General features: G+C 64.4%; 17 protein-coding genes. 13 read left to right on the top strand and 4 right to left on the bottom strand.

From position 1 onward, the window contains the following. Positions 1–32: 32 nt before the first annotated feature. Together G7026_RS00945 and G7026_RS00940 are read left to right on the top strand one after the other, a co-directional pair. Complete coding sequence (locus G7026_RS00945) at positions 33–1,142, top strand: calcium/sodium antiporter (protein ID WP_181068774.1); 1,110 nt, start codon at positions 33–35, stop codon at positions 1,140–1,142. 20 nt (positions 1,143–1,162) lie between these two features. Then, entirely contained in the window at positions 1,163–2,251 is a 1,089-nt protein-coding gene (locus G7026_RS00940) for a calcium/sodium antiporter (RefSeq protein WP_181068773.1), read from the top strand. A gap of 4 nt (positions 2,252–2,255) precedes the next feature. On the opposite strand, the gene G7026_RS00935 is transcribed toward G7026_RS00940, so the two are convergent. From G7026_RS00935 to G7026_RS00925, 3 genes are all read right to left on the bottom strand, one after another. Continuing rightward, entirely contained in the window at positions 2,256–3,197 is a 942-nt protein-coding gene (locus G7026_RS00935) for an AEC family transporter (RefSeq protein WP_181068772.1), read from the bottom strand. Positions 3,198–3,275: 78 nt separating this feature from the next. Beyond that, positions 3,276–3,839, bottom strand: a complete 564-nt coding sequence (locus G7026_RS00930; protein ID WP_181068770.1) for a response regulator transcription factor — start codon at positions 3,837–3,839, stop codon at positions 3,276–3,278. A gap of 24 nt (positions 3,840–3,863) precedes the next feature. Next, positions 3,864–5,117 (bottom strand): ATP-binding protein, encoded by a 1,254-nt coding sequence (locus G7026_RS00925; protein ID WP_181068768.1) that lies wholly within the window; start codon positions 5,115–5,117, stop codon positions 3,864–3,866. 147 nt (positions 5,118–5,264) lie between these two features. Between G7026_RS00925 and G7026_RS00920 the strand changes: the two genes are divergently transcribed. From G7026_RS00920 to G7026_RS00910, 3 genes are all read left to right on the top strand, one after another. Further along, on the top strand, positions 5,265–5,972 hold the full coding sequence (locus G7026_RS00920) for an SIMPL domain-containing protein (protein WP_181068766.1): 708 nt from the start codon (positions 5,265–5,267) through the stop codon (positions 5,970–5,972). A gap of 120 nt (positions 5,973–6,092) precedes the next feature. Next, positions 6,093–7,691 carry an ABC transporter substrate-binding protein gene (locus G7026_RS00915; RefSeq protein ID WP_219858256.1) on the top strand — a complete coding sequence of 533 codons (1,599 nt, stop codon included), beginning with the start codon at positions 6,093–6,095 and terminating at the stop codon, positions 7,689–7,691. 66 nt (positions 7,692–7,757) lie between these two features. Further along, positions 7,758–9,374: an ABC transporter substrate-binding protein gene (locus G7026_RS00910; protein ID WP_375138176.1), complete on the top strand. Its 1,617-nt coding sequence runs from the start codon at positions 7,758–7,760 to the stop codon at positions 9,372–9,374. Between the two features lie 12 nt (positions 9,375–9,386). On the opposite strand, the gene G7026_RS00905 is transcribed toward G7026_RS00910, so the two are convergent. Then, complete coding sequence (locus tag G7026_RS00905; RefSeq protein WP_181068765.1) at positions 9,387–10,616, bottom strand: M24 family metallopeptidase; 1,230 nt, start codon at positions 10,614–10,616, stop codon at positions 9,387–9,389. Positions 10,617–10,778: 162 nt separating this feature from the next. On the opposite strand from G7026_RS00905, the gene G7026_RS00900 reads away from it, so the two are divergent. From G7026_RS00900 to G7026_RS00865, 8 genes are all read left to right on the top strand, one after another. Further along, positions 10,779–11,342, top strand: a complete 564-nt coding sequence (locus G7026_RS00900; RefSeq protein WP_181068764.1) for a helix-turn-helix domain-containing protein — start codon at positions 10,779–10,781, stop codon at positions 11,340–11,342. Positions 11,343–11,585: 243 nt separating this feature from the next. Next, on the top strand, positions 11,586–13,187 hold the full coding sequence (locus tag G7026_RS00895) for an ABC transporter substrate-binding protein (protein ID WP_181068763.1): 1,602 nt from the start codon (positions 11,586–11,588) through the stop codon (positions 13,185–13,187). A 218-nt stretch (positions 13,188–13,405) separates the two neighbouring features. Further along, entirely contained in the window at positions 13,406–14,851 is a 1,446-nt protein-coding gene (locus tag G7026_RS00890) for an OprD family outer membrane porin (RefSeq protein ID WP_181068762.1), read from the top strand. A 54-nt stretch (positions 14,852–14,905) separates the two neighbouring features. Beyond that, on the top strand, positions 14,906–16,498 hold the full coding sequence (locus G7026_RS00885) for an ABC transporter substrate-binding protein (protein WP_181068760.1): 1,593 nt from the start codon (positions 14,906–14,908) through the stop codon (positions 16,496–16,498). 109 nt (positions 16,499–16,607) lie between these two features. Next, positions 16,608–17,618 carry an ABC transporter permease subunit gene (locus G7026_RS00880; protein WP_181068758.1) on the top strand — a complete coding sequence of 337 codons (1,011 nt, stop codon included), beginning with the start codon at positions 16,608–16,610 and terminating at the stop codon, positions 17,616–17,618. A gap of 12 nt (positions 17,619–17,630) precedes the next feature. After that, complete coding sequence (locus G7026_RS00875) at positions 17,631–18,542, top strand: ABC transporter permease subunit (RefSeq protein ID WP_181068757.1); 912 nt, start codon at positions 17,631–17,633, stop codon at positions 18,540–18,542. Between the two features lie 88 nt (positions 18,543–18,630). Beyond that, on the top strand, positions 18,631–19,659 hold the full coding sequence (locus G7026_RS00870) for an ABC transporter ATP-binding protein (protein WP_181068755.1): 1,029 nt from the start codon (positions 18,631–18,633) through the stop codon (positions 19,657–19,659). Next, entirely contained in the window at positions 19,649–20,668 is a 1,020-nt protein-coding gene (locus G7026_RS00865) for a peptide ABC transporter ATP-binding protein (protein ID WP_181068753.1), read from the top strand. The genes G7026_RS00870 and G7026_RS00865 overlap by 11 nt, the downstream gene beginning before the upstream one ends. The last annotated feature ends 9 nt before the right edge of the window (positions 20,669–20,677 follow it).

Below are 20,677 nucleotides of genomic sequence, written 5' to 3'. Positions count from 1 at the left end.
CGCCATGACACGATTGTTTTCTGGAGTTGAGCATGACCCTTTTGATCTTCGTCTACCTGATCGCCGGCCTGGTGCTGCTGGTCATCGGAGCCGAAGTACTGGTACGCGGGGCATCGCGCCTGGCAGCCATTTTCGGCATTCCGCCCCTGATCATCGGGCTGACGGTGGTGGCCTTCGGCACCAGCGCGCCGGAAACGGCCGTCAGCGTGCAGGCCTCGCTGAACGGCAGCGGCGACCTTGCGGTAGGCAACGTGATTGGCAGCAATATCGCCAACGTGCTGCTGATTCTCGGGCTGTCGGCGCTGGTCGCTCCGCTGATCGTGTCCCGCCAACTGATCCGTCTCGACGTTCCGATCATGATCGGCGCCGGTGTACTGACCTTCGCGCTGGCCTGGGATGGCACATTGGGCCGCCTGGACGGCGCATTGCTATTCGCTTCGGTGGTCGGCTACTGCGTGCTGCTGATCGTACTCAGCCGCCGCAGCAAGAACGTGGCGAGCGAACCTGACGAATTCGACGAGGCGTTCGCACTCAAGGAAAAACCCGGGCGATTCGCCTGGCTGCTGAACCTGCTGCTGGTGGTGGTGGGCCTGGTATTGCTGATCGGTGGCTCCAACCTGTTGGTCGAAGGCGCGGTGTCGCTGGCCCGGGCGCTGGGTCTTTCGGAGCTGATCATCGGCTTGACGGTGATCGCCGTCGGTACTTCCCTGCCCGAGCTGGCCACTTCGATGCTCGCGGTGTTCAAGGGCGAGCGCGACATCGCCGTGGGCAACATCGTCGGCAGCTCGATCTTCAACCTGCTGCTGGTGCTCGGCGCCGCCGCATTGGTTGCGCCCAGCGGGCTATCGATCTCGCCCAATGCACTGGCATTCGACTTCCCGGTGATGATGGCGGTGTTCCTCGCCTGTCTGCCGATCTTTTTCTCGGGCTACCAGATCAACCGCTGGGAAGGCCTGTTGTTCTTCTTCTACTATCTGGCCTATACCGCTTATCTTGTGCTGTTCGCCACGGGCAGACCGCTGATCGCCCTGTTCGAGCATGCGATGACCTGGTACGTGCTGCCACTGACCGCGCTGACCCTGATCGTCCTGGCGATGCGTGCCTGGCGACGCCAGCGCGGTGAACCCTCTCCCCAACCCTGAACTCCGGAAACTCTTACACCATGACACCCATGACGTTCGTCTATCTGATCGCCGGCCTCATATTGCTGGTAGCCGGCGCGGAAGTGCTTGTGCGCGGCGCCGCCAAGCTCGCCGCGCAATTTGGCATTCCGCCGCTGGTGATCGGCCTGACCGTGGTCGCATTCGGCACCAGCGCACCGGAAACAGCGGTCAGCGTCCAATCGGCGCTCGAAGGCAGCGGCGATCTGGCGATCGGTAACGTGGTAGGCAGCAACATCGCCAACGTCCTGCTGATCCTCGGCATTTCGGCACTCATCGCACCGTTGGTGGTGTCGCGCCAACTGATCCGCCTCGACGTGCCGATCATGATCGGCGCGAGCCTGGTGACCTACGCACTGGCCTGGGATGGCTCGCTGGGCCGAGTGGACGGCGCGCTGCTGTTCACCGGTGTGGTGGCGTATACGCTGTTCCTGATCATCAAGAGCAAGCGCGAACAGGCACTGAACGGCCCGGACGAATTCGCCGAAGAGTTCGGCCTTACCGAACCGCCCAAGCCCTACGCCTGGGTGATCAACCTGGGGTTGCTGGTGGCCGGGCTGGTGTTGCTGGTGGTTGGCTCGAACCTGCTGGTCGAGGGCGCCGTCAGCCTGGCGCGCGCCCTTGGCCTGTCAGAGCTGGTGATCGGCCTGACGGTGATCGCGATCGGTACGTCGCTACCGGAGCTGGCCACCTCGATCCTGGCCGCGCTCAAGGGCGAGCGGGACATCGCCGTGGGTAACGTCGTGGGCAGCAACATCTTCAACCTGCTCTGCGTACTGGGACTCGCCTCGCTGGTCTCGCCCCAGGCGATCGCCGTCTCGGCCAGCGCACTGGCCTTCGACTTCCCGGTGATGATCGCAGTGGCCCTGGCCTGCCTGCCGATCTTCTTCTCGGGACACCTGATCAACCGCTGGGAAGGCCTGCTGTTCGTCGCCTACTACCTGGCCTACACCGCCTACCTGGTGCTCAACGCTTCCGGCGCGGGCTTCTCCCAGGCCTTCGGTCACGCGATGCTCTGGTACGCCTTGCCACTGACAGCCATCACCTTGCTGGTAATCGGCGCTCGCGCCTGGCAGCAGCAGCGCGGCTAGCGGCTCAGATCCAGCCGCCCCATTGCAGCACGAAAATGCCGACGTTGGTGGTCACCGCAGCCGCCAACGTGGTCATCACGATGATGCCCGAGGCCAACTGGTGGTTGCCATTGACCGCCTTGGCCATGACGAAGCTCGCAGCCGCCGTCGGGCTGGCGAAATAAAGGAACAGCACGCCCAGATCCGCACCGCGAAAGCCCAGGGCCCAGGCACCGAGAGTACTGAGCACCGGCAACCAGATCATCTTCATGGCGCTGGCGCTCAAGGCCAGGGTGCCGCTGTCGCGCAACATGCCAAGGGTCAGAGTGCCGCCAATGCAGATCAGTGCCAGTGGCAGGGTCATCTGAGCGAAGTACTGCCCCGAGGTCAGTACCCAGGCGGGCAAGCCGATCTGCCAGTAGGCGAAGGGAATCGCACCCACCACCCCGATGATCAACGGATTGCTGACGATGCTCTTGAAGATGCTCCAGGCATCGGACTTCACGCTCGGGCTGTACAGCGCGAGGATCACCGCCGCCAGGGTGTTGTAGACCAGGATAACCACGCCTGCGAGCACGCCGCCGAGCGACAGCCCGTAGTCGCCGTACATGCTGGTGGCCAAAGCCAGCCCGACGATGCCGTTGTTGCCGCGAAACGCACCCTGCACATAGATGCCGCGGTCGGCCAGCGGGCAGCGCCAGATCGCCCAGACCCAGGCGACCAGGAAGCTCACCACGGTCGCCAGGACGAAGTAGCCGATCACCGTCGGCTTGACCGCCTGACTGAGGTCGGCGCGCAGGATTGAGAGGAACAGCATCGTCGGCATCGTACCCTTGAAGACCAGGGCCGACGCCATGTTGACGAAGGTGATGTCGATCCAGCCCAGGCGCTTGAGCAAGACGCCGAGAAACAACATGGCGAAGACCGGAGCGGTGATACCCAGGGTCTGTTGAAACAGGGCGAACATGCGCGGGCCTGCGAAAGAAAGAGATGGCCTTATGTTAGCAAGCCCACCGGCGCATGGCCTTCCGGGCAGCGGGCTAAATCAGCGACGTACCGGGCGTTTTTGCAGTTTGCGCTGCAGCGTTCTACGGTGCATGCCAAGGGCGCGCGCGGTAGCGGAGATATTGCCCTCGTGCTCGGCCAGCACGCGCTGGATGTGCTCCCACTGCAGCCGGTCGACCGACATGGGATTTTCCGGCACCAGCGTGTCCAGATCGGCGTGCTGCGAAAGCAACGCGGCCAGCACGTCGTCGGCATCGGCCGGTTTGCACAGGTAGTTGCAGGCGCCGCGCTTGATGGCTTCCACAGCCGTGGCGATGCTCGAATAACCGGTGAGGATCAGCACGCGCATCTCGGGGTCGAGTTCCAGCAGCTTGGGCAGCAGTACCAGGCCGGAGTCGCCTTCCATCTTCAGGTCGAGCACCGCGTAATCGGGAATGTCCTGCCTGGCCAGCGCCAGGCCCTCGTCTGCCGAGCCGGCGATGCTCACCTGCAGGCCACGACGGCTCATGGCCCGCGCCATCACCCGAGTGAAGGTAGGGTCGTCGTCCACCAGCAGCAGCTTGTGGTGTTCGTCGCCTTCCAGTTGCATATCCTCGGTGGTCATCTCGCTAATCCTCGCTGTGGCCTTTCAGGCACGCGCGGCGCCGTGGGGCAGCCGCAATTCGGTCAGGGTGCCACCATCCTCGTGGTTGTACAGCTTCACTGTACCGCCTGCACGGGTCACGCTGGCCTGACTGAGAAACAGGCCAAGGCCGAAGCCCTTGCCCTTGGTAGTAAAGAAGGGCCTACCGATCTGCTCGGCGATCGCCAGCGGCACACCGGCGCCGTTGTCGCGGATGCTCAGCATGACCCATTGGGCATTCCAGTCCAGACAAATGTCGAGATCGTCGGGGCTGGCGTCGGTGGCATTGTTGAGCAGGTTGAGCAGCGCCTGGCTCAGATCGGCCGGTGGCATCAGTCGTGGAGCACTGCCACGCCCCACGCACTGGAAACGGTAGCTGGCCTCCGGACGCATCAGGTGCCAGCGCTTGAGCACCGCCTCGACCCATTCGCGCGCCGTCTGCTCGATGATCGCCTGACGGCGATCGGCCTCGGCGGCGCGGACCAGCTGCTGCAGGCTCTCCTTGCATAGCTGCACCTGCGACTGCAGCAGCGCCAGGTCGTCCTGCAACTGCGGCTCCTTGTGCTCCTGGCGCAGCTCCTTGAGCAGTACGCTCATGGTCGCCAGCGGAGTGCCCAGTTCATGGGCGGCACCAGCGGCCTGGGTGGCGACGGCGAGCAGTTGCTGATCGCGCATGCTTTCCTCGCGACGCTGGGCCTGGTGCTGTTCCTGGCGCCGCAACTCTTCAGCCATGCGCGCGACGAAGAAGGTGATCAGTGCCGCGGCCAGGGCGAAACTCAGCCACATGCCGTAGACCTGCATGGTGGCCCGCGCTGCAGTATCCAGATGCAGGGGGTCGTACCACAGCAGCAAGGCGGTATAACCGGCCAGCGCCAGCCCCGAAAGCACCATCGAATACAGCCACGGCAGTGTCGCCGCGGCGATCGTCAAGGGCACCAGATAATAGGAGACGAAGGGGTTGGTCGACCCCCCGGTATAAAACAGCAGCAGGCTGTGAATGATCAGGTCGAAGGCCAGATGAGAGGCGTATTCGAGCTCGGTGACCGGCCAGGGGCCGCGCAGACGGATCGCCGTCGCCAGGCACAGGCAGGCGGAAATCGCCAGGGTAATGCACAGGGCCGTCCACGGCAGCGTCACCAGGTTCGCGACATAGGCCAACCCTACCGAGCCCGCCTGGGCAACCAGCACAAGGGAACGGATCAGTGTAAGTCGCTTGAGGTTCTGACGGCTCGCCGAAAGCAGCTGAACGGGTGCGTACATGGGCTCTCCAAAGGAGCGGCGAGTATAACCAAGGGCGCATGGGGACTGGCCAGATGCGGCAACGCGCCGCATAACGAGCGTAGCCGGCTCGACCCGCCGGCCAAAGTCTGCAACGCTCTGCCAACCCCTCCCACCAAGGAAACGCCCATGTACGCAACCAGACCGTTGTTCGCCGCCCTCGGACTGCTGGCCTCTGCCACTGTCGCCCTGCCGGCATTGGCCGAGGAGCCGCGCTACAACCAGATTTCGCTGCGCGCCGAAGTCAGCAGCGAAGTGGCCCACGACCGGATGCACGTGACGCTGTACAACGAGACCCAGCATGACGATCCGACGCAGCTGGCCGCAGAAACGTCCAAAGTGATGAACGAAGCACTCGGCCGCGCGCGCAAGGTCGAGGGCGTGACGGTCAGCCTGGGCAGTCGCAACAGCTATCCGGTTTACGAGGAAAAAGGCCAGCAGATCACATCCTGGCGCGAGCGCGCCGAGCTGCGCCTGGAGAGTTCGGATTTCGCCGCCCTGTCCAAGCTCACCGGCGAGCTGATGAACACCCTGAAGATGGGCAGCATGCAATTCAGCGTCTCGGATGGCATCCGCAAGCAGAACGAGGATGCCCTGCTCAAGGACGCGATCACGGCTTTCCGCGCTCGCGCGCAACTGGCAACCGAAGCGCTGGGCGGTAGCGACTACAAGGTGGTCAGCCTGAACCTGGACAGCAACGGCTACCAGCCGGTGATGATGCGCAGCATGGCGATGAAGAGCAGCCGGATGGAAGATTCGATCACGCCGGAGATCGAGGCCGGCACCCGCCAGGTGACGATGAACGCCAACGGCGTGATCGAAGTCTTGATGCCCTGACTCTCGAATCGTGACCCTCGACCGGCCTCGAAAGAGGCCGGCTTGCTAACGGCATACCTCTTGCTTGCTTCAATGAAGCCCAAGAGGCTCAACCGAAGCACAACGATCAGAGGGTCCTTAATGCGCACCACCGCGATATTCCCTTACCTTCTCGCTGCTGGCCTGCTGGCCGGCGCGCCACTGGCCCAAGCCGCCAATCTGGTGTTCTGCTCCGAAGGCAGTCCGGCCGGATTCGACCCGGGCCTGTACACCACCGGCACCGACTTCGATGCAGCCGCCGAAACCATGTTCAACCGACTGTCGCAGTTCGAGCGCGGCGGTACTGAGGTGGAGCCGGGGCTCGCCGAGAAGTGGGACATCTCCGATGACGGCCTGACCTACACCTTCCATCTGCGCCAGGGTGTGAAATTCCACACCACCGACTACTTCAAGCCAACCCGCGAATTCAACGCCGACGACGTGCTGTTCACCTTCGAACGCATGCTCAGTACCGAGCATCCCTTCCGCAAGGCCTACCCCACGGAGTTTCCGTACTTCACCGACATGGGCATGGACCAGAACATCGCCCGCATCGAGAAGCTCGACGACCACACCGTGCGCTTCACCCTCAACAGCGTCGACGCGGCCTTCATCCAGAACATGGCGATGAGCTTTGCCTCGATTCACTCGGCCGAATACGCCGACCAGTTGCTCAAGACCGGCAAGGCGGCGGACATCAACCAGAAGCCGATCGGTACCGGCCCGTTCGTGTTCAGCCGCTATCAGAAGGACGCCCAGATTCGCTACAAGGGCAACACCGAGTACTGGAAGCCCGAGGATGTGAAGATCGACAACCTGATCTTCGCCATCAATACCGACGCCTCGGTTCGCATGCAGAAACTGCGCGCCGGCGAATGCCAGATCACGCTCTTCCCGCGCCCGGCCGAGCTCGAAGCGCTGAGGAAAGACCCCAACCTGAAGATGCCCGACCAACCCGGCTTCAACCTTGGTTACCTGGCCTACAACACCGAGCACAAGCCGTTCGACAAGCTCGAAGTGCGCCAGGCGCTGGACATGGCGATCAACAAGCCGGCCATCATCAATGCCGTCTACCAGGGCGCCGGCCAGCTCGCGGTCAATGGCATGCCGCCGGGCCAGTGGTCCTACGATGACACCATCAAGGACACCCCCTTCGACCCGGAAAAGGCCAAGCAGCTGCTCAAGGACGCAGGTGTCGCCGATGGCACCGAGATCACCCTCTGGGCGATGCCGGTACAGCGACCCTACAACCCCAACGCGCGCTTGATGGCCGAAATGATCCAGTCCGACTGGTCCAAGATCGGCATCAAGGCGCGCATCGTCAGCTACGAATGGGGCGAGTACAACAAGCGCGCCAAGGCCGGCGAGCACGACACGCTGCTGATCGGCTGGACCGGCGACAATGGCGACCCGGACAACTGGCTCAGCGTGCTCTACGGCTGCGACGCCATCGGCGGCAACAACTACAGCCGCTTGTGCGACAAGCCGTTCGACGCGCTGATCAAGAAGGCCAAGGCGATCACCGATCCTGACGAGCGCACCACGCTGTACAAGGAGGCCCAGCACCTGCTCAAGGCCAACGTACAGATGACGCCCATCGCCCACTCGACGGTCTACCAGCCGATGAGCAACAAGGTGAAGGATTTCAAGATCAGCCCGTTCGGTATCAACTCCTTCTACGGCGTCAGCCTCGAGAAGTAGCGACACTCCGCGCAGGCGCCGACACCCGTCGGCGCCTGCCACCGGCTCCACATGCGAGGGTTGGCGATGCCCATGACTCCTGCCCTTCGTTTGCGTGCTGCATGCGCCGCACTAGCCGCCGCACTCGTCAGCGTGCCAATGGTCCATGCCGCAGAAGGCCTGGTGGTCTGCAGCGAAGCCAGCCCCGAAGGCTTCGACGTGGTCCAGTTCACCGCCGCAGCCACCGCCGACGCATCCGCCGAAACCCTGTTCGACCGCCTCGTGCATTTCGCCCCTGGCAGCGCCGAGCTGGTTCCGGGCCTGGCCCAGCGCTGGGACGTATCCACCGACGGCCTGCGCTATACCTTTCACCTGCGCCCGAGCGTGCCGTTTCATCGCACCGAGTGGTTCACGCCGAGTCGGCCCTTGAATGCCGACGACGTGCTCTGGAGCTTCAACCGCCAGCTCGATCCGGAGCACCCCTGGCACAGCCTGTCCGAGCGCGGCTATCCGTTTGCCGAAGCCATGGGAATGGCCGAGCTCATCGAACGCATCGACAAGCTCGACGAACTGACCGTGCGCTTCACCCTGCGTCATCCCGAGGCGCCTTTCCTGGCCAACCTGGCGATGGGCTTCGCCTCGATCTATTCCGCCGAGTACGCCGACAGGCTGCTCGCCGCCGGTACCCCGCAGCGACTCAACAGCCAGCCCATCGGCACCGGCCCGTTCGTGTTTCAACGCTACGCCAAGGACGCTCAGGTGCGCTTCGCGGCCCATCCCGACTACTGGAACGGAGCACCGGCGATCGAGCGCCTGGTGTTCGCCATCACCCCCGATCCCAACATCCGCCAGCAGATGCTCAAGGCCGGCGGTTGCCAGATCGCAGTCTATCCCCGGCCGGTGGACATCCCCGCGCTGCGCGAGGACGACCGGCTCAAGGTGATGGCGCTCGATTCGCTGCTGGTGGCCTATATCGGCCTCAACGTGCGCCATCCACCGCTCGATGACGTGCGCGTGCGCCAGGCGATCAACCTCGCCTTCGACAAGCAGGCCTACCTGCGCGCCCAATTCGGCGAGGACGGCGCCAGCCCCGCGGTGGCGCCCTACCCGCCGATGCTCTGGGGCCATGACCCGAACCTCCAGGGCTGGCCCTACGACCCGCAGCGCGCTCGCGAACTGCTCGCCGAGGCCGGCCTTGCGGAGGGCTTCAAGCTGTCGATCTGGACGCGTCCCGGCGGCGGACCGACCAACCCCAACCCGGGCATCGGCGCGCAGATGCTGCAGGCCGATCTCGCCGCGCTGGGCATCCAGGCGGACGTACGGGTGTTCGAATGGGGTGAGCTGATCAAGCGTGCCAAGAACGGCGAACATGACCTGGTATTCATGGGCTGGTCCGGCGACAACGGCGATCCGGACAATTTCCTCACGCCGAACCTGTCCTGCGCCGCGGCGCGCTCCGGCGAGAACCAGGCTGGCTGGTGCGACCACGGGTTCGACAAGCTGCTGACTCGCGCCCGCCGCAGCACCGACCAGAGCGACCGCGCGGCGCTCTATCGCCAGGCGCTGGCGATTTTCCACCAGCAGGCGCCCTGGGTACCGCTGGCGCATCCGAAGCAGTTCATCGTGATGCGCCGCGAAGTGGAAGGCTTCAGCCTCAGCCCGCTGGGCTCGAACAACTACGCACGGGTGCGTCTGGTGCGCTGATCTGGCCTGCGGCTAGCGCTGCAGGCCGAAGGGATCATCAACGCTGTGGCTTGGCTCGGTGAACCAGCGCGGGCCGCTTTCGCTCATGTAGAAATGATCTTCCAGGCGGATGCCGAACTCGCCGGGTACGCAGATCATCGGCTCGTTGCTCAGGCACATGCCGACGTCCAACGGCGTCTCGTCTCCGCGAACCAGGTAGGGGCCTTCATGAATTTCCAGGCCGATGCCGTGCCCGGTGCGGTGCGGCAGACCAGGCAGCAGATAACCGGGACCGAGGCCATCGGCTTCGAGGGACGCGCGGGCGGCCTCGTCCACTTCTTCGCAACGTGCGCCGAGCCGGGCGGCGGCGAAGGCCGCGAGCTGAGCGTCCTTTTCCATGTTCCAGAAGGCCCGCTGGCGCTCGTTCGGCTCGCCGAAGACATAGCTGCGGGTGATGTCCGACAGGTAGCCGTGCAGCCGGCAGCCGGTGTCGATCAGCACCATGTCGCCGCGCTGCAGGGTCTGCACATGCTTGACACCATGGGGAAAGGCGCTGGCCGGGCCGAACAGCACGATGCAGAAGTACGAGCCTGTCGCGCCGACCGCGCGGTGCGCCTGGTGGATGAATTCGCTCACCTCAGCGGTGGTGATGCCTTCGCGCAGGATGCTGGCGGCGGCCTTGTGCACTTCCAGGGTCATGTCCTTGGCGCGCTGCATCAGGGCGATCTCGGACGCCGACTTGCGCTGGCGGCAGTAGCCGGTCACGACGCCCGCATCGACGAATTCGTAACCCATCGTCAACTGGCGGATACCGTCGTACATGAAGAACGGCAGCGACGAGCAGATTCCCACCCGGCCAGGCGCCTGGCGATTACCGACCACGCCCAGCGCCTGAAGCCGCTCGAGCAGCAGGCGATAGGGGCTTTCGTGCTCCTGCCATAGGCGCACCGGGCCTTCGACCACCTGGAAATCGAGGATGGTGCCCTCTTCGAAGGCAGGCGCCAGGTATTCCAGCGCTCCCTCGGCGGGCAGGATCGCACCGACCATCCGCTCGCTGGGGCTCCAGCGCACGCCGGTGAAGTATTCGAGATTGCTGCCGGCGCCGATGAACAAGGCGCCGATGCCCAGTTCACGCATCCGCGCCTGGGCGCGGTCGAGCCGGGCTCGGTACTCGTCCAGCGCGATGGGCTGAGCGCCCGCCGTCATGTCGCGTAACCGCGCCAGCGCCTGTTCAGGCGTACTGCCCCCGACTCCCAAGGTCATCTTTCCACTCCGATCGATGTGCATGTGCGGCCAGATTTAAGTACAGCTTAAATTTTCAAGCAAAGCTTTTCTGCAAAACGCTGCAATCAGCCAGCATCACGGACGCCTTCGCAGCGCTCCGCTGACCGGTATACTGACTCCTTTCCCAAGGGCCGATTTTTTATGTCCGTAGATCGCATCGGCGAGCGCTTGCGCCGCTACCGGCGGGCCGCCAACAAGACGCTCAACCAGGTGGCCAGCGAGTCCGGGCTCACGGCCAGCTTCCTCTCCCAGGCCGAGCGCAACCTTACCGGCGTGTCCATCTCATCCCTGGCCAGCATCTCCAAATCCCTCGGCGTGCCGATGAACGTGCTGTTCGACCAGCCGGCGCAGCCCCAGCCCGATTCGCACCAGGGGGAACGGGTGCGTTACACCATCGAAGGCCAGCCGCTGGCTTACGAGCGCCTGTCGAGCAGCTTTCCCGGCAACCAGATCAACGCGGTGAAGATGAGCATGCCGGTCGGCTACCAGTCCGAGCTGATTTCCCACGAGGGTGCCGAGTTCGCCTATGTGCTGTCCGGGCGCATCGTCTACAGCGTCGACGGGCGCGAATACCCGCTGGCCAGCGGGGACTCGATCCACTTCGATGCGGGCAAGGCGCACCACCTTGCGAACGTTGGCGACGAGGTTGCCGAAGTACTGACGGTCACCACCATGGTGTTGTTCGACGATCACAGCAATCGCTAGGCAATTGCACCAAAGTGACTCACTAACGCACCAATATGACGACAAAATTTAGCACTGCTTAATTTTTGTTGACCGTAATTTCAGCATGACTTAATTTTCAGCCCAGCTTCACGCAGCCGCTACATTGGCTGCTGGCCCGGTAGTTCTCGTAGCACTGGCAGGATCGTCAGGCACGCGACGGCAGCGATCACGAGCGGTCACCACCGCCCCTCAAAAGACTAGAAAAAACAAATGAGGTTTTGCATGCGCTTGAACACCCCAATCCGGGCTTTGCTCGCAGCTGGACTGATCCTCGGTTCGCCTCTCAGCTATGCGGCCAGCAACCTGGTCTACTGCTCCGAGGGCAGCCCAGGCGGTTTCGATCCCGGCCAGTACACCACCGGCACCGACTTCGATGCGGCCTCCGAAACGGTGTTCAATCGCCTGGCCCAGTTCGAGCGCGGCGGCACCAAGGCCGAGCCGGCGCTGGCGACCGAATGGCAGATCAGCGAAGACGGCCTCACCTACACTTTCAAGCTGCGCCCCGGCGTACGCTTCCACAGCACCGAATATTTCAAGCCGACGCGTGACTTCAACGCCGACGACGTGCTGTTCACCTTCAATCGCATGCTCGACAGGGAGCATCCGTTCCGCAAGGCCTACGCCACTGAGTTCCCCTACTTCGTCGACATGGGCCTGGACAAGAACATCGCGAGTATCGAAAAGGTCGACGACCTGACCGTGAAATTCGTCCTGAACAACGTGGACGCCGCCTTCATCCAAAACCTGGCGATGAACTTCGCCGCCATCCACTCCGCCGAATACGCCAACCAGCTGCTCGAAAGCGGCAAGGCTTCGGAGATCAACCAGAAGCCGATCGGCACCGGCCCGTTCGTGTTCAGCCGTTACCAGAAGGACGCCCAGATCCGCTTCAAGGGCAACAAGGAGTACTGGAACCCGAGCGACGTCAAGCTCGACAACCTGATCTTCGCCATCAGCACCGACGCCTCGGTGCGTGCCCAGAAGCTGCGCGCAGGCGAATGCCAGATCACTCTGAACCCGCGTCCGGCCGACCTCGAAGCGCTGCTCAAGGACCCGAACCTCAACGTCCCCACCGAGCCCGGCTACAACCTGGGCTATATCGCCTACAACGTTACCCGCGCGCCGTTCGACAAGCTCGAAGTGCGCCAGGCGCTGGACATGGCGGTAAACAAGGCGTCCATCATCGAAGCGGTCTACCAGGGCGCCGGCCAGCTGGCGGTCAACGCCATGCCACCGACCCAGTGGTCCTATGACGAGACGATCAAGGACGCCGCCTACGACCCGGACAAGGCCCGCGAGATGCTCAGGGCCGCCGGCGTCGCCGAAGGCACCGAGATCACGCTGTGGGCGATGCCGGTACAGCGGCCCTATAACCCCAACGCCAAGCTGATGGCCGAGATGCTGCAGGCCGACTGGGCCAAAGTCGGGATCAAGGCGCGCATCGTCAGCTACGAATGGGGCGAGTACATCAAACGTGCCCACGCTGGCGAGCACGACGCCATGCTGATCGGCTGGACTGGCGACAACGGTGACCCGGACAACTGGCTCGGCACGCTCTATGGCTGCGACTCGGTGGACGGCAACAACTTCTCCAAGTGGTGCGATCCCGAATACGACAAGCTGGTCACGGCAGCCAAGCGCGTCACCGACCAGGCCGAGCGCACGGAGCTCTACGTCAAGGCCCAGCATCGCCTCAAGGAACAAGTCCCGATCACCCCGATCGCGCATTCCACGGTGTACCAGCCGATGCGCACCAGCGTGAAGGGTTTCGAGATCAGCCCCTTCGGACGCAACTCCTTCTACGGGGTCGAGAACACCCGTTGAACCTGGCGGTGGGCGGGCCCTGACCGCCCACCGCAACCTTCCAATTCCATAACAAGACGTTTTTTTCGCTCTACCGGCAAAGACCGGTGAGTGTTTCCGCACGCCTGCCAAAAGTCCGCAAGGATGCTCGTCGTCATGCCCCAGACCCGTCATCAGACCGGATCCGGCAGGGCTGGGTGTCGTTGCGTTCAACAAGAACTGAAACAGGAAGCCATGCAATGAAGCACCCCTTTCGTACCGGCAGCATCCTCGGTCTGAGCCTGATCGCAATGAGCGTCCATGCCCAGAGCCTCGAAACCCAGCCAGACGTCACCCCGACGCCGGAAAACCCAAGCCCGGTGACCGAAATCCAGCGGCTCCCGACGGTCGACGAGCCCGTGCGTGGCCAGGCCGGCGCCACCGGCTTCTTCGAGGGCCAGGAGCTGACGCTGACCACCCGCAATTTCGCCTCCCGCGAGCAGATGCAGGACAGCTTCTACTTTCGCATCCCCAAGGACGGCGGTTCGGAACTGACCCATACCCGCCGCGCCTGGGTGCAGGGCACCGTGCTCAAATACAGCTCCGGCTACACCCAGGGCCCGGTGGGTATCGGTGTGGATATCGCCGCCTTCAACGCGATCAACCTCGAACGCGGCAAGGGGCGCATCGGTGGTGGCGGCAATCGCACCCTGGCCAGCGAGGGCCGTGGCGTGGACGAGTGGTCCAAGCTGGGCGTCGCGGACGTGCGCCTGCGTGTCTCCAACACCGAGCTCAAGGCCGGGCGCTTCCTGGTCGACACGCCCGTGTTCAACTACATCGACAACCGCGCCCTGCCGTCGAGCTTCACCGGCTACGCGGTGACCAGCGAGGAGCTGGACGACCTCGCCCTGCAGGCCGGCAGCTTCCGTCGCGTGAGCCCGCGGACCGGCTCCGGCGACGAGCCGCTGACCACCGAATACGGCACCCGCGAAGCCCGCGGCGACCGCTACAACTACCTCGGCGGCACCTACAAGGCGGCCGACGACCTCGAGATTTCTGCCTATGCTGGCCGCTTCGAGGATGTCTGGAACCAGTATTACCTGGGCATCACCCACGACCTGGGCGACCGCGAGACCCTATCGTTGCGCACCGCCTTCAATGGCTACCGTACCACCGACACCGGTTCGCGCGAGGCCGGCTACATCGACAACAACACCTGGAGCCTGGCGTTCACCCTCGGCCATCAGGCCCACGGGCTAACGCTGGCCTGGCAGCAGGTCGACGGCGATGAGTACTTCGACTACGTTCACGAGACTGCGGCCATCTACCTGGCCAACTCGCTTCTGTCGGACTTCAACAGCCCGAACGAGAAATCCGCGCAGATCCGCTACGACACCGACTGGAGCTACTTCGGCATTCCCGGGTTCACCACCGCGCTGTGGTATGCCAAGGGCTGGGACATCGACGGCACTCATTACGACGGCGACCGCAACGGCGCCTACGGTAACTACGCCGAAGTGCGCGCGATGGACGGTGAGCGTCATCATGAGTACGGCATCACCGGCGGTTACAAGGTGCAGGGCGGCGCCTTGAAGGACAGCACCTTCAAGGTGATGTATATGTCCCACCGGGCGAGCAAGGACCAGATCGACGGCAGCGTCGACGAATTGCGCATCGTCAGCACCTTCCCGTTCAACCTGCTCTGATCGCGACGGGCCGGGCGCAACCTCGGTTACGCCCGGCTTCTCAGGAGAAGCTCCATGCATTCGACCCTGCGCTATCTACCTCTGGTATTCGCCCTCGCCGCCGGCGCGCCGCTGGTCCAGGCCAAGAGCCTGGCCGTGTGCACCGAGGCCAGTCCCGAAGGCTTCGATGTCGTCCAGTACACCAGCGCGGTGACCGCAGACGCCGCCGGCGAGACCCTGTTCAACCGCCTGCTGGCGTTCAAGCCCGGCACCACCGAGCTGGAACCAAGCCTCGCGAAACGCTGGGAGATCAGTGACGATGGCCTGGCCTACACCTTTTATCTGCGCCCCGATGTGCCGTTCCACCGCACCGACTACTTCACGCCGAGCCGCATGATGAATGCCGATGACGTGCTCTGGAGCTTCCAGCGCCAGCTCGATCCCAAGCACCCCTGGCATGAATCGGCCGCACGCGGTTACGGCTTCTTCGACTCCATGGGTCTGGGCGAGCTGATCGATCGCATCGAGAAGCTCGACGACCTGACCGTGCGCTTCACCCTTACCCGCCCGGAGGCGCCGTTTCTCGCCGACCTGGCGATGCCGTTCACCTCCATCTATTCGGCCGAATACGGCGACCAGCTGCTCGCGGCGGGCACGCAGGGGCAGCTCAACAACCTGCCGATCGGCACCGGCCCATTCGTGTTCGGCCGATACCAGAAGGACGCCCAGATCCGCTTCAAGGCCAACCCCGATTACTTCGAAGGCAAGCCCGAGCTGGACAACCTGATCTTCGCCATCACCCTCGACCCCAACGTGCGCCTGCAGCGCGTGCGGGCCAACGAATGCCAGCTGGCGCTCTATCCCAAACCGCAGGACGTGGCACAGCTCAAGCAGGACGCCAACCTCGCGGTGGACGAGATCGACGCGCTGCTGACCACCTATGTCGCGATCAATACCACCCGCAAACCGCTCGACGACGTACGCGTGCGTCAAGCCATCAACCTGGCCATCGACAAGCCATCGCTGCTCGGCGCGGTGTTCGGGCCGGGGGCCGCGAGCCCGGCGGTAATGCCCTACCCGCCAACGCTGCTAGGCTACAACCACGATGTCGACGGCTGGCCACACGATCCCGAGCGCGCCCGTGAATTGCTCGCCGAGGCGGGCGTGAAGGATCTCAGGATCGACCTCTTCATCCGGAACGGCAGCTCGCCAACGATTCCTAACCCCGCCCTTGCGGCACAGATGATGCAAGCGGATCTGGCCAAGGCTGGCATCACCCTGACCATCCGCTCGCTGGAATGGGGCGAACTGCTCAAGCGCGCCAAGGCCGGCGAGCATGACCTGGTGCTGCTCGGCTGGGCCGGGGACAACGGCGATCCTGACAACTTCCTCAGCCCCAACCTCAGCTGCGCGGCGGCCGAAACCGGGGAAAACCAGGCACGTTGGTGCGACCCGACGTTCGAGGCGCTGATCGGCAAGGCGCGAGCGGCCAATGACCCGGCCGAGCGCGCCACGCTGTACCAGAAGGCCCTGGGTGTATTCCACCTTCAGTCGCCCTGGATTCCCCTGGCGCACCCCAGGTTGTTCAATGTGCGGCGCACCACGGTCGAGGGCTACACCATCAGCCCGATGAGCAACAACAACTTCGCCAGGACCCGGGTGCGGTGACATGCGAAAACCGCAGCGCGACCTACCGGTCGGGCTCGGATAACAAGAAACGCACCCGCTGGCGCCACAAGCGTCGGCGGATTTGCCTAACGAGGAGTGACTCACCACGATGTTTAGTTTCGTCATGCGCCGACTGGGGTTGCTTATCCCCACGTTCTTCGGCGTCACCTTGCTCACCTTCGCGCTGATCCGACTGATCCCCGGCGACCCGGTCGAAGTGATGATGGGCGAGCGCCGGGTCGACCCGGAAATGCATGCCCAGGCGATGGAGCGTCTTGGCCTGAACAAGCCGCTCTACGCGCAATACCTGGACTACATCGGCAAGCTTGCCAAGGGAGACCTGGGCGAGTCGCTGCGTACCCGCACCAGCGTCTGGGACGAGTTCACCACGCTGTTTCCTGCCACGGTCGAACTGGCCTTGGCCGCTCTGATATTCGCCGGCACCCTCGGCCTATTGGCCGGCGTGATCGCCGCACTCAAACGAGGCTCGCTGTTCGACCACGGCGTGATGGGCCTCTCGCTGACCGGCTATTCGATGCCGATTTTCTGGTGGGGCCTGATCCTGATCATGTTCTTCTCGGTGAGCCTCGGCTGGACACCGGTGTCAGGCCGCATCGACCTGCTCTACGACATCGAGCCGGTGACCGGTTTCATGCTCATCGACACCCTGCTTTCCGACGAAGAAGGCGCCTTCCTCAATGCCCTGCGCCACCTGATCCTGCCGGCCATCGTGCTGGGCACCATCCCGCTGGCGGTCATCGCCCGGATGACCCGCTCGGCGATGCTCGAAGTCCTGCGCGAGGATTACGTCCGCACCGCCCGCGCCAAGGGCCTCTCTCCCAAGCGCGTGGTGTTCGTCCACGCCCTGCGCAATGCGCTGATCCCGGTGCTCACGGTGTTCGGCCTGCAGGTCGGCGCGCTGCTCGCTGGCGCCGTATTGACCGAGACGATCTTCTCCTGGCCGGGCATCGGCAAGTGGCTGATCGAGTCGATCGGCGCGCGCGACTACCCGGTGGTGCAGAACGGCATCCTGCTGGTCGCCTGTCTGGTCATCCTGGTCAACTTCACCGTGGACATCCTCTACGGCCTGGCCAACCCACGCATTCGCCACCAACGCTAAAGGAGGCTGCAGATGAATACCGCCGAAACCCTGCCGGCCGCCGAGCCGACATCCTATTACCCTTCGCCGCTGCGCGAATTCTGGAGCGCCTTCTGCCACAACAAGGGCGCGCTGGCGGGCCTGTTGTACATGCTGCTGCTGGTCTTCTGCGCGCTCTTCGCGCCCTGGGTCGCGCCCTACAGCCCCAGCGAGCAGTTCCGCGACTTCCTGCTGACCCCTCCGGTCTGGGCCGAGGGCGGCACTACGCAATTCCTGCTGGGCACCGACGAACTGGGACGCGACATGCTCTCGCGGCTGATCCATGGCGCGCGCCTGTCGCTGCTGATCGGCCTGGCGTCAGTGGTCTTCTCGCTGATTCCGGGCATCCTGTTCGGTCTCCTGGCCGGCTTTTCGCCGACCAGGCTCGGCCCGTTCATCATGCGGCTGATGGACATCATGCTGGCGTTGCCGTCGCTGCTGCTGGCGGTCGCCATCGTCGCCATCCTCGGCCCCGGCCTGATCAACACCATCTTCGCCATCGCCATCGTCTCGCTGCCCTCCTACGTGCGTCTGACCCGCGCCGCGGTGATGACCGAGCTCAACCGCGATTATGTCACCGCCTCGCGCCTCGCCGGCGCCAGCACCCTGCGGCTGATGTTCGTCAGTGTGCTGCCCAACTGCATGGCGCCACTGATCGTACAGGCGACCCTGAGCTTCTCCTCGGCGATCCTCGATGCCGCGGCGCTGGGCTTCCTCGGCCTGGGCGTGCAACCGCCGACGCCCGAGTGGGGCACCATGCTGGCCTCGGCGCGCGACTACATCGAGCGTGCCTGGTGGGTCGTCTCGCTGCCGGGCCTGGCGATTCTGCTCAGCGTGCTGGCAATCAACCTGATGGGCGACGGCCTGCGCGATGCGCTGGATCCGAAGCTGAAGAACGCCGCCTGAGGGTCTCGAGCATGCCTGTTTTCCCGTATGCGCCGCCGGCCTCGGCCCGGCGCACCCGCGTTACTCTTTTCAGCACGGAGACCCGCCCATGAGCCTCCTCGAAATCCAGAACCTTTCGGTGCGCTTCGGCGACGCCAGCGCGCCTCCGGTGGTCGACGGCCTCGACCTCTCGGTGGACAAAGGCGAGGTCCTCGCCATCGTCGGTGAGTCCGGCTCCGGCAAGTCGGTCACCATGATGGCCCTGATGGGGCTGATCGACGCACCCGGCAAGGTCAATGCCACCCGCCTGCAGTTCGCCGGCCAGGACCTGCTGTCGCTCAAGGGTCGCCAACGTCGGCGGCTGATCGGCAAGGACCTGGCTATGGTGTTCCAGGACCCGATGACCGCGCTGAACCCCAGCTACACCGTCGGTTTTCAGATCGAAGAAGTGCTGCGCCAGCACCTCGGGCTCAAGGGCAAGGCGGCGCGTCAGCGCGCGCTGGAGCTGCTCGAGCGGGTCGAGATCCCGGCCGCGGCGAGCCGCCTCGACGCCTATCCGCACCAGCTGTCCGGCGGCATGAGCCAGCGCGTGGCGATCGCTATGGCAATCGCCGGCGAACCTCAACTGCTGATCGCCGACGAGCCGACCACCGCGCTGGACGTGACCATCCAGGCGCAGATCATGGACCTGCTGCTCCACCTGCAACGCGACCAGAACATGGCGCTGATCCTGATCACCCATGACCTGGCCGTGGTCGCCGAGACTGCCCAGCGAGTCTGCGTGATGTACGCCGGCCAGGCGGTGGAAATGGGCGAAGTGCCGACCCTCTTCGAGGCGCCCGCCCACCCTTATACCGAGGCGCTGCTCGCCTCCATTCCCGAGCATTCCGACACGCCACGGCTGGCGACGCTGCCGGGTATCGTCCCAGGCCGCTACGACCGGCCGTCCGGCTGCCTGCTCTCGCCCCGCTGCCCCTACGCGCAGCCGCGCTGCCAGGAGCGCCCGGCGCTGGAGCCTTATGACCGCGGCGCGGTGCGCTGCTTCTTCCCGCGCAACATGGCCGCCGGCGAGACGCCGCAGGTCCTGCCGGAAGCCCAACGCCCGAGCCGCCCCGCTGGAGAGTTTCATGCACACTGAACACACCTCGCCGGGCAGCGTGCTCTCTGCCCGCGACCTGACTCGCCACTACGAGATCTCCCGTGGCCTGTTCAAGCCGACCGCCACGGTCCGCGCGCTCAACGGCGTGTCCTTCGAACTGCAACCGGGCGAGACCCTGGCGGTGGTCGGCGAATCGGGTTGCGGCAAGTCGACCCTGGCCCGGGCGCTGACCCTGATCGAGGAGCCGACCTCAGGCTCGCTGCAGATCGCCGGCCAGGAAGTGGCCGGCGCCGACAAGGCCGCCCGCAAGCAGCTGCGCAAGGACGTGCAGATGGTCTTCCAGAACCCCTATGCCTCGCTCAACCCAAGGCAGAAGATCGGCGACCAGCTCGGCGAACCGCTGCTGATCAACACCTCGCTGTCACGTGCCGAGCGGCGCGAGAAGGTCCAGGCCATGATGCAGCAGGTGGGCCTTCGTCCAGAACACTACCAGCGCTACCCGCACATGTTTTCCGGTGGCCAGCGCCAGCGCATCGCGCTGGCCCGGGCGATGATGCTGCAGCCGAAGGTGCTGGTGGCGGACGAACCGACCTCGGCGCTGGACGTGTCGATCCAGGCACAGGTGCTGAACCTGTTCATGGACCTGCAGGAAGAGTTTCGTACCGGCTACGTGTTCATCTCCCACAACCTGGCCGTGGTTCGCCACGTGGCCGATCAAGTGCTGGTGATGTACCTGGGCCGCCCGATGGAAATGGGCCCGGCGGAGCTCATCTACGGCCGGCCGCTGCATCCCTACACCCAGGTACTGCTGGCAGCGACCCCGAGCATCCGGCGTAACCCGGAGAAACCGCGGATCAAGATCGCCGGCGAACTGCCCAACCCCCTCGATCCGCCGTCGGGATGCGTCTTCCACAAACGCTGCCCGTACGCGACCGAGCGCTGCCGCAGCGAAGTGCCCGAGTTCCGTCCGCTGGACCAACGCCAGGTCGCCTGCCATTACGCGGAGGACGTCGCGCAACAAAGGGCCCCCTCCATAGCGAATGCGTGACGGGAATCT

It is taken from the genome of Stutzerimonas azotifigens, from assembly GCF_013522725.1.
Taxonomy (GTDB): Bacteria; Pseudomonadota; Gammaproteobacteria; order Pseudomonadales; family Pseudomonadaceae; genus Stutzerimonas; species Stutzerimonas azotifigens_A.
The sequence above is the reverse complement of the archived record's forward strand: the minus strand, read 5'-3'. Positions and strand labels throughout refer to the sequence as shown.

Excerpts from the sequence above, each read along its gene's own strand:
- G7026_RS00945 (WP_181068774.1), top strand. The coding sequence starts at position 33 with ATGACCCTTTTGATCTTCGTCTACCTGATCGCCGGCCTGGTGCTGCTG.
- G7026_RS00875 (WP_181068757.1), top strand. The coding sequence starts at position 17,631 with ATGAATACCGCCGAAACCCTGCCGGCCGCCGAGCCGACATCCTATTAC.
- G7026_RS00935 (WP_181068772.1), bottom strand. The coding sequence starts at position 3,197 with ATGTTCGCCCTGTTTCAACAGACCCTGGGTATCACCGCTCCGGTCTTC.
- G7026_RS00885 (WP_181068760.1), top strand. The coding sequence starts at position 14,906 with ATGCATTCGACCCTGCGCTATCTACCTCTGGTATTCGCCCTCGCCGCC.
- G7026_RS00890 (WP_181068762.1), top strand. The coding sequence starts at position 13,406 with ATGAAGCACCCCTTTCGTACCGGCAGCATCCTCGGTCTGAGCCTGATC.
- G7026_RS00870 (WP_181068755.1), top strand. The coding sequence starts at position 18,631 with ATGAGCCTCCTCGAAATCCAGAACCTTTCGGTGCGCTTCGGCGACGCC.
- G7026_RS00920 (WP_181068766.1), top strand. The coding sequence starts at position 5,265 with ATGTACGCAACCAGACCGTTGTTCGCCGCCCTCGGACTGCTGGCCTCT.
- G7026_RS00915 (WP_219858256.1), top strand. The coding sequence starts at position 6,093 with ATGCGCACCACCGCGATATTCCCTTACCTTCTCGCTGCTGGCCTGCTG.
- G7026_RS00865 (WP_181068753.1), top strand. The coding sequence starts at position 19,649 with ATGCACACTGAACACACCTCGCCGGGCAGCGTGCTCTCTGCCCGCGAC.
- G7026_RS00910 (WP_375138176.1), top strand. The coding sequence starts at position 7,758 with ATGCCCATGACTCCTGCCCTTCGTTTGCGTGCTGCATGCGCCGCACTA.
- G7026_RS00895 (WP_181068763.1), top strand. The coding sequence starts at position 11,586 with ATGCGCTTGAACACCCCAATCCGGGCTTTGCTCGCAGCTGGACTGATC.
- G7026_RS00880 (WP_181068758.1), top strand. The coding sequence starts at position 16,608 with ATGTTTAGTTTCGTCATGCGCCGACTGGGGTTGCTTATCCCCACGTTC.
- G7026_RS00925 (WP_181068768.1), bottom strand. The coding sequence starts at position 5,117 with ATGTACGCACCCGTTCAGCTGCTTTCGGCGAGCCGTCAGAACCTCAAG.
- G7026_RS00930 (WP_181068770.1), bottom strand. The coding sequence starts at position 3,839 with ATGACCACCGAGGATATGCAACTGGAAGGCGACGAACACCACAAGCTG.
- G7026_RS00900 (WP_181068764.1), top strand. The coding sequence starts at position 10,779 with ATGTCCGTAGATCGCATCGGCGAGCGCTTGCGCCGCTACCGGCGGGCC.
- G7026_RS00905 (WP_181068765.1), bottom strand. The coding sequence starts at position 10,616 with ATGACCTTGGGAGTCGGGGGCAGTACGCCTGAACAGGCGCTGGCGCGG.
- G7026_RS00940 (WP_181068773.1), top strand. The coding sequence starts at position 1,163 with ATGACACCCATGACGTTCGTCTATCTGATCGCCGGCCTCATATTGCTG.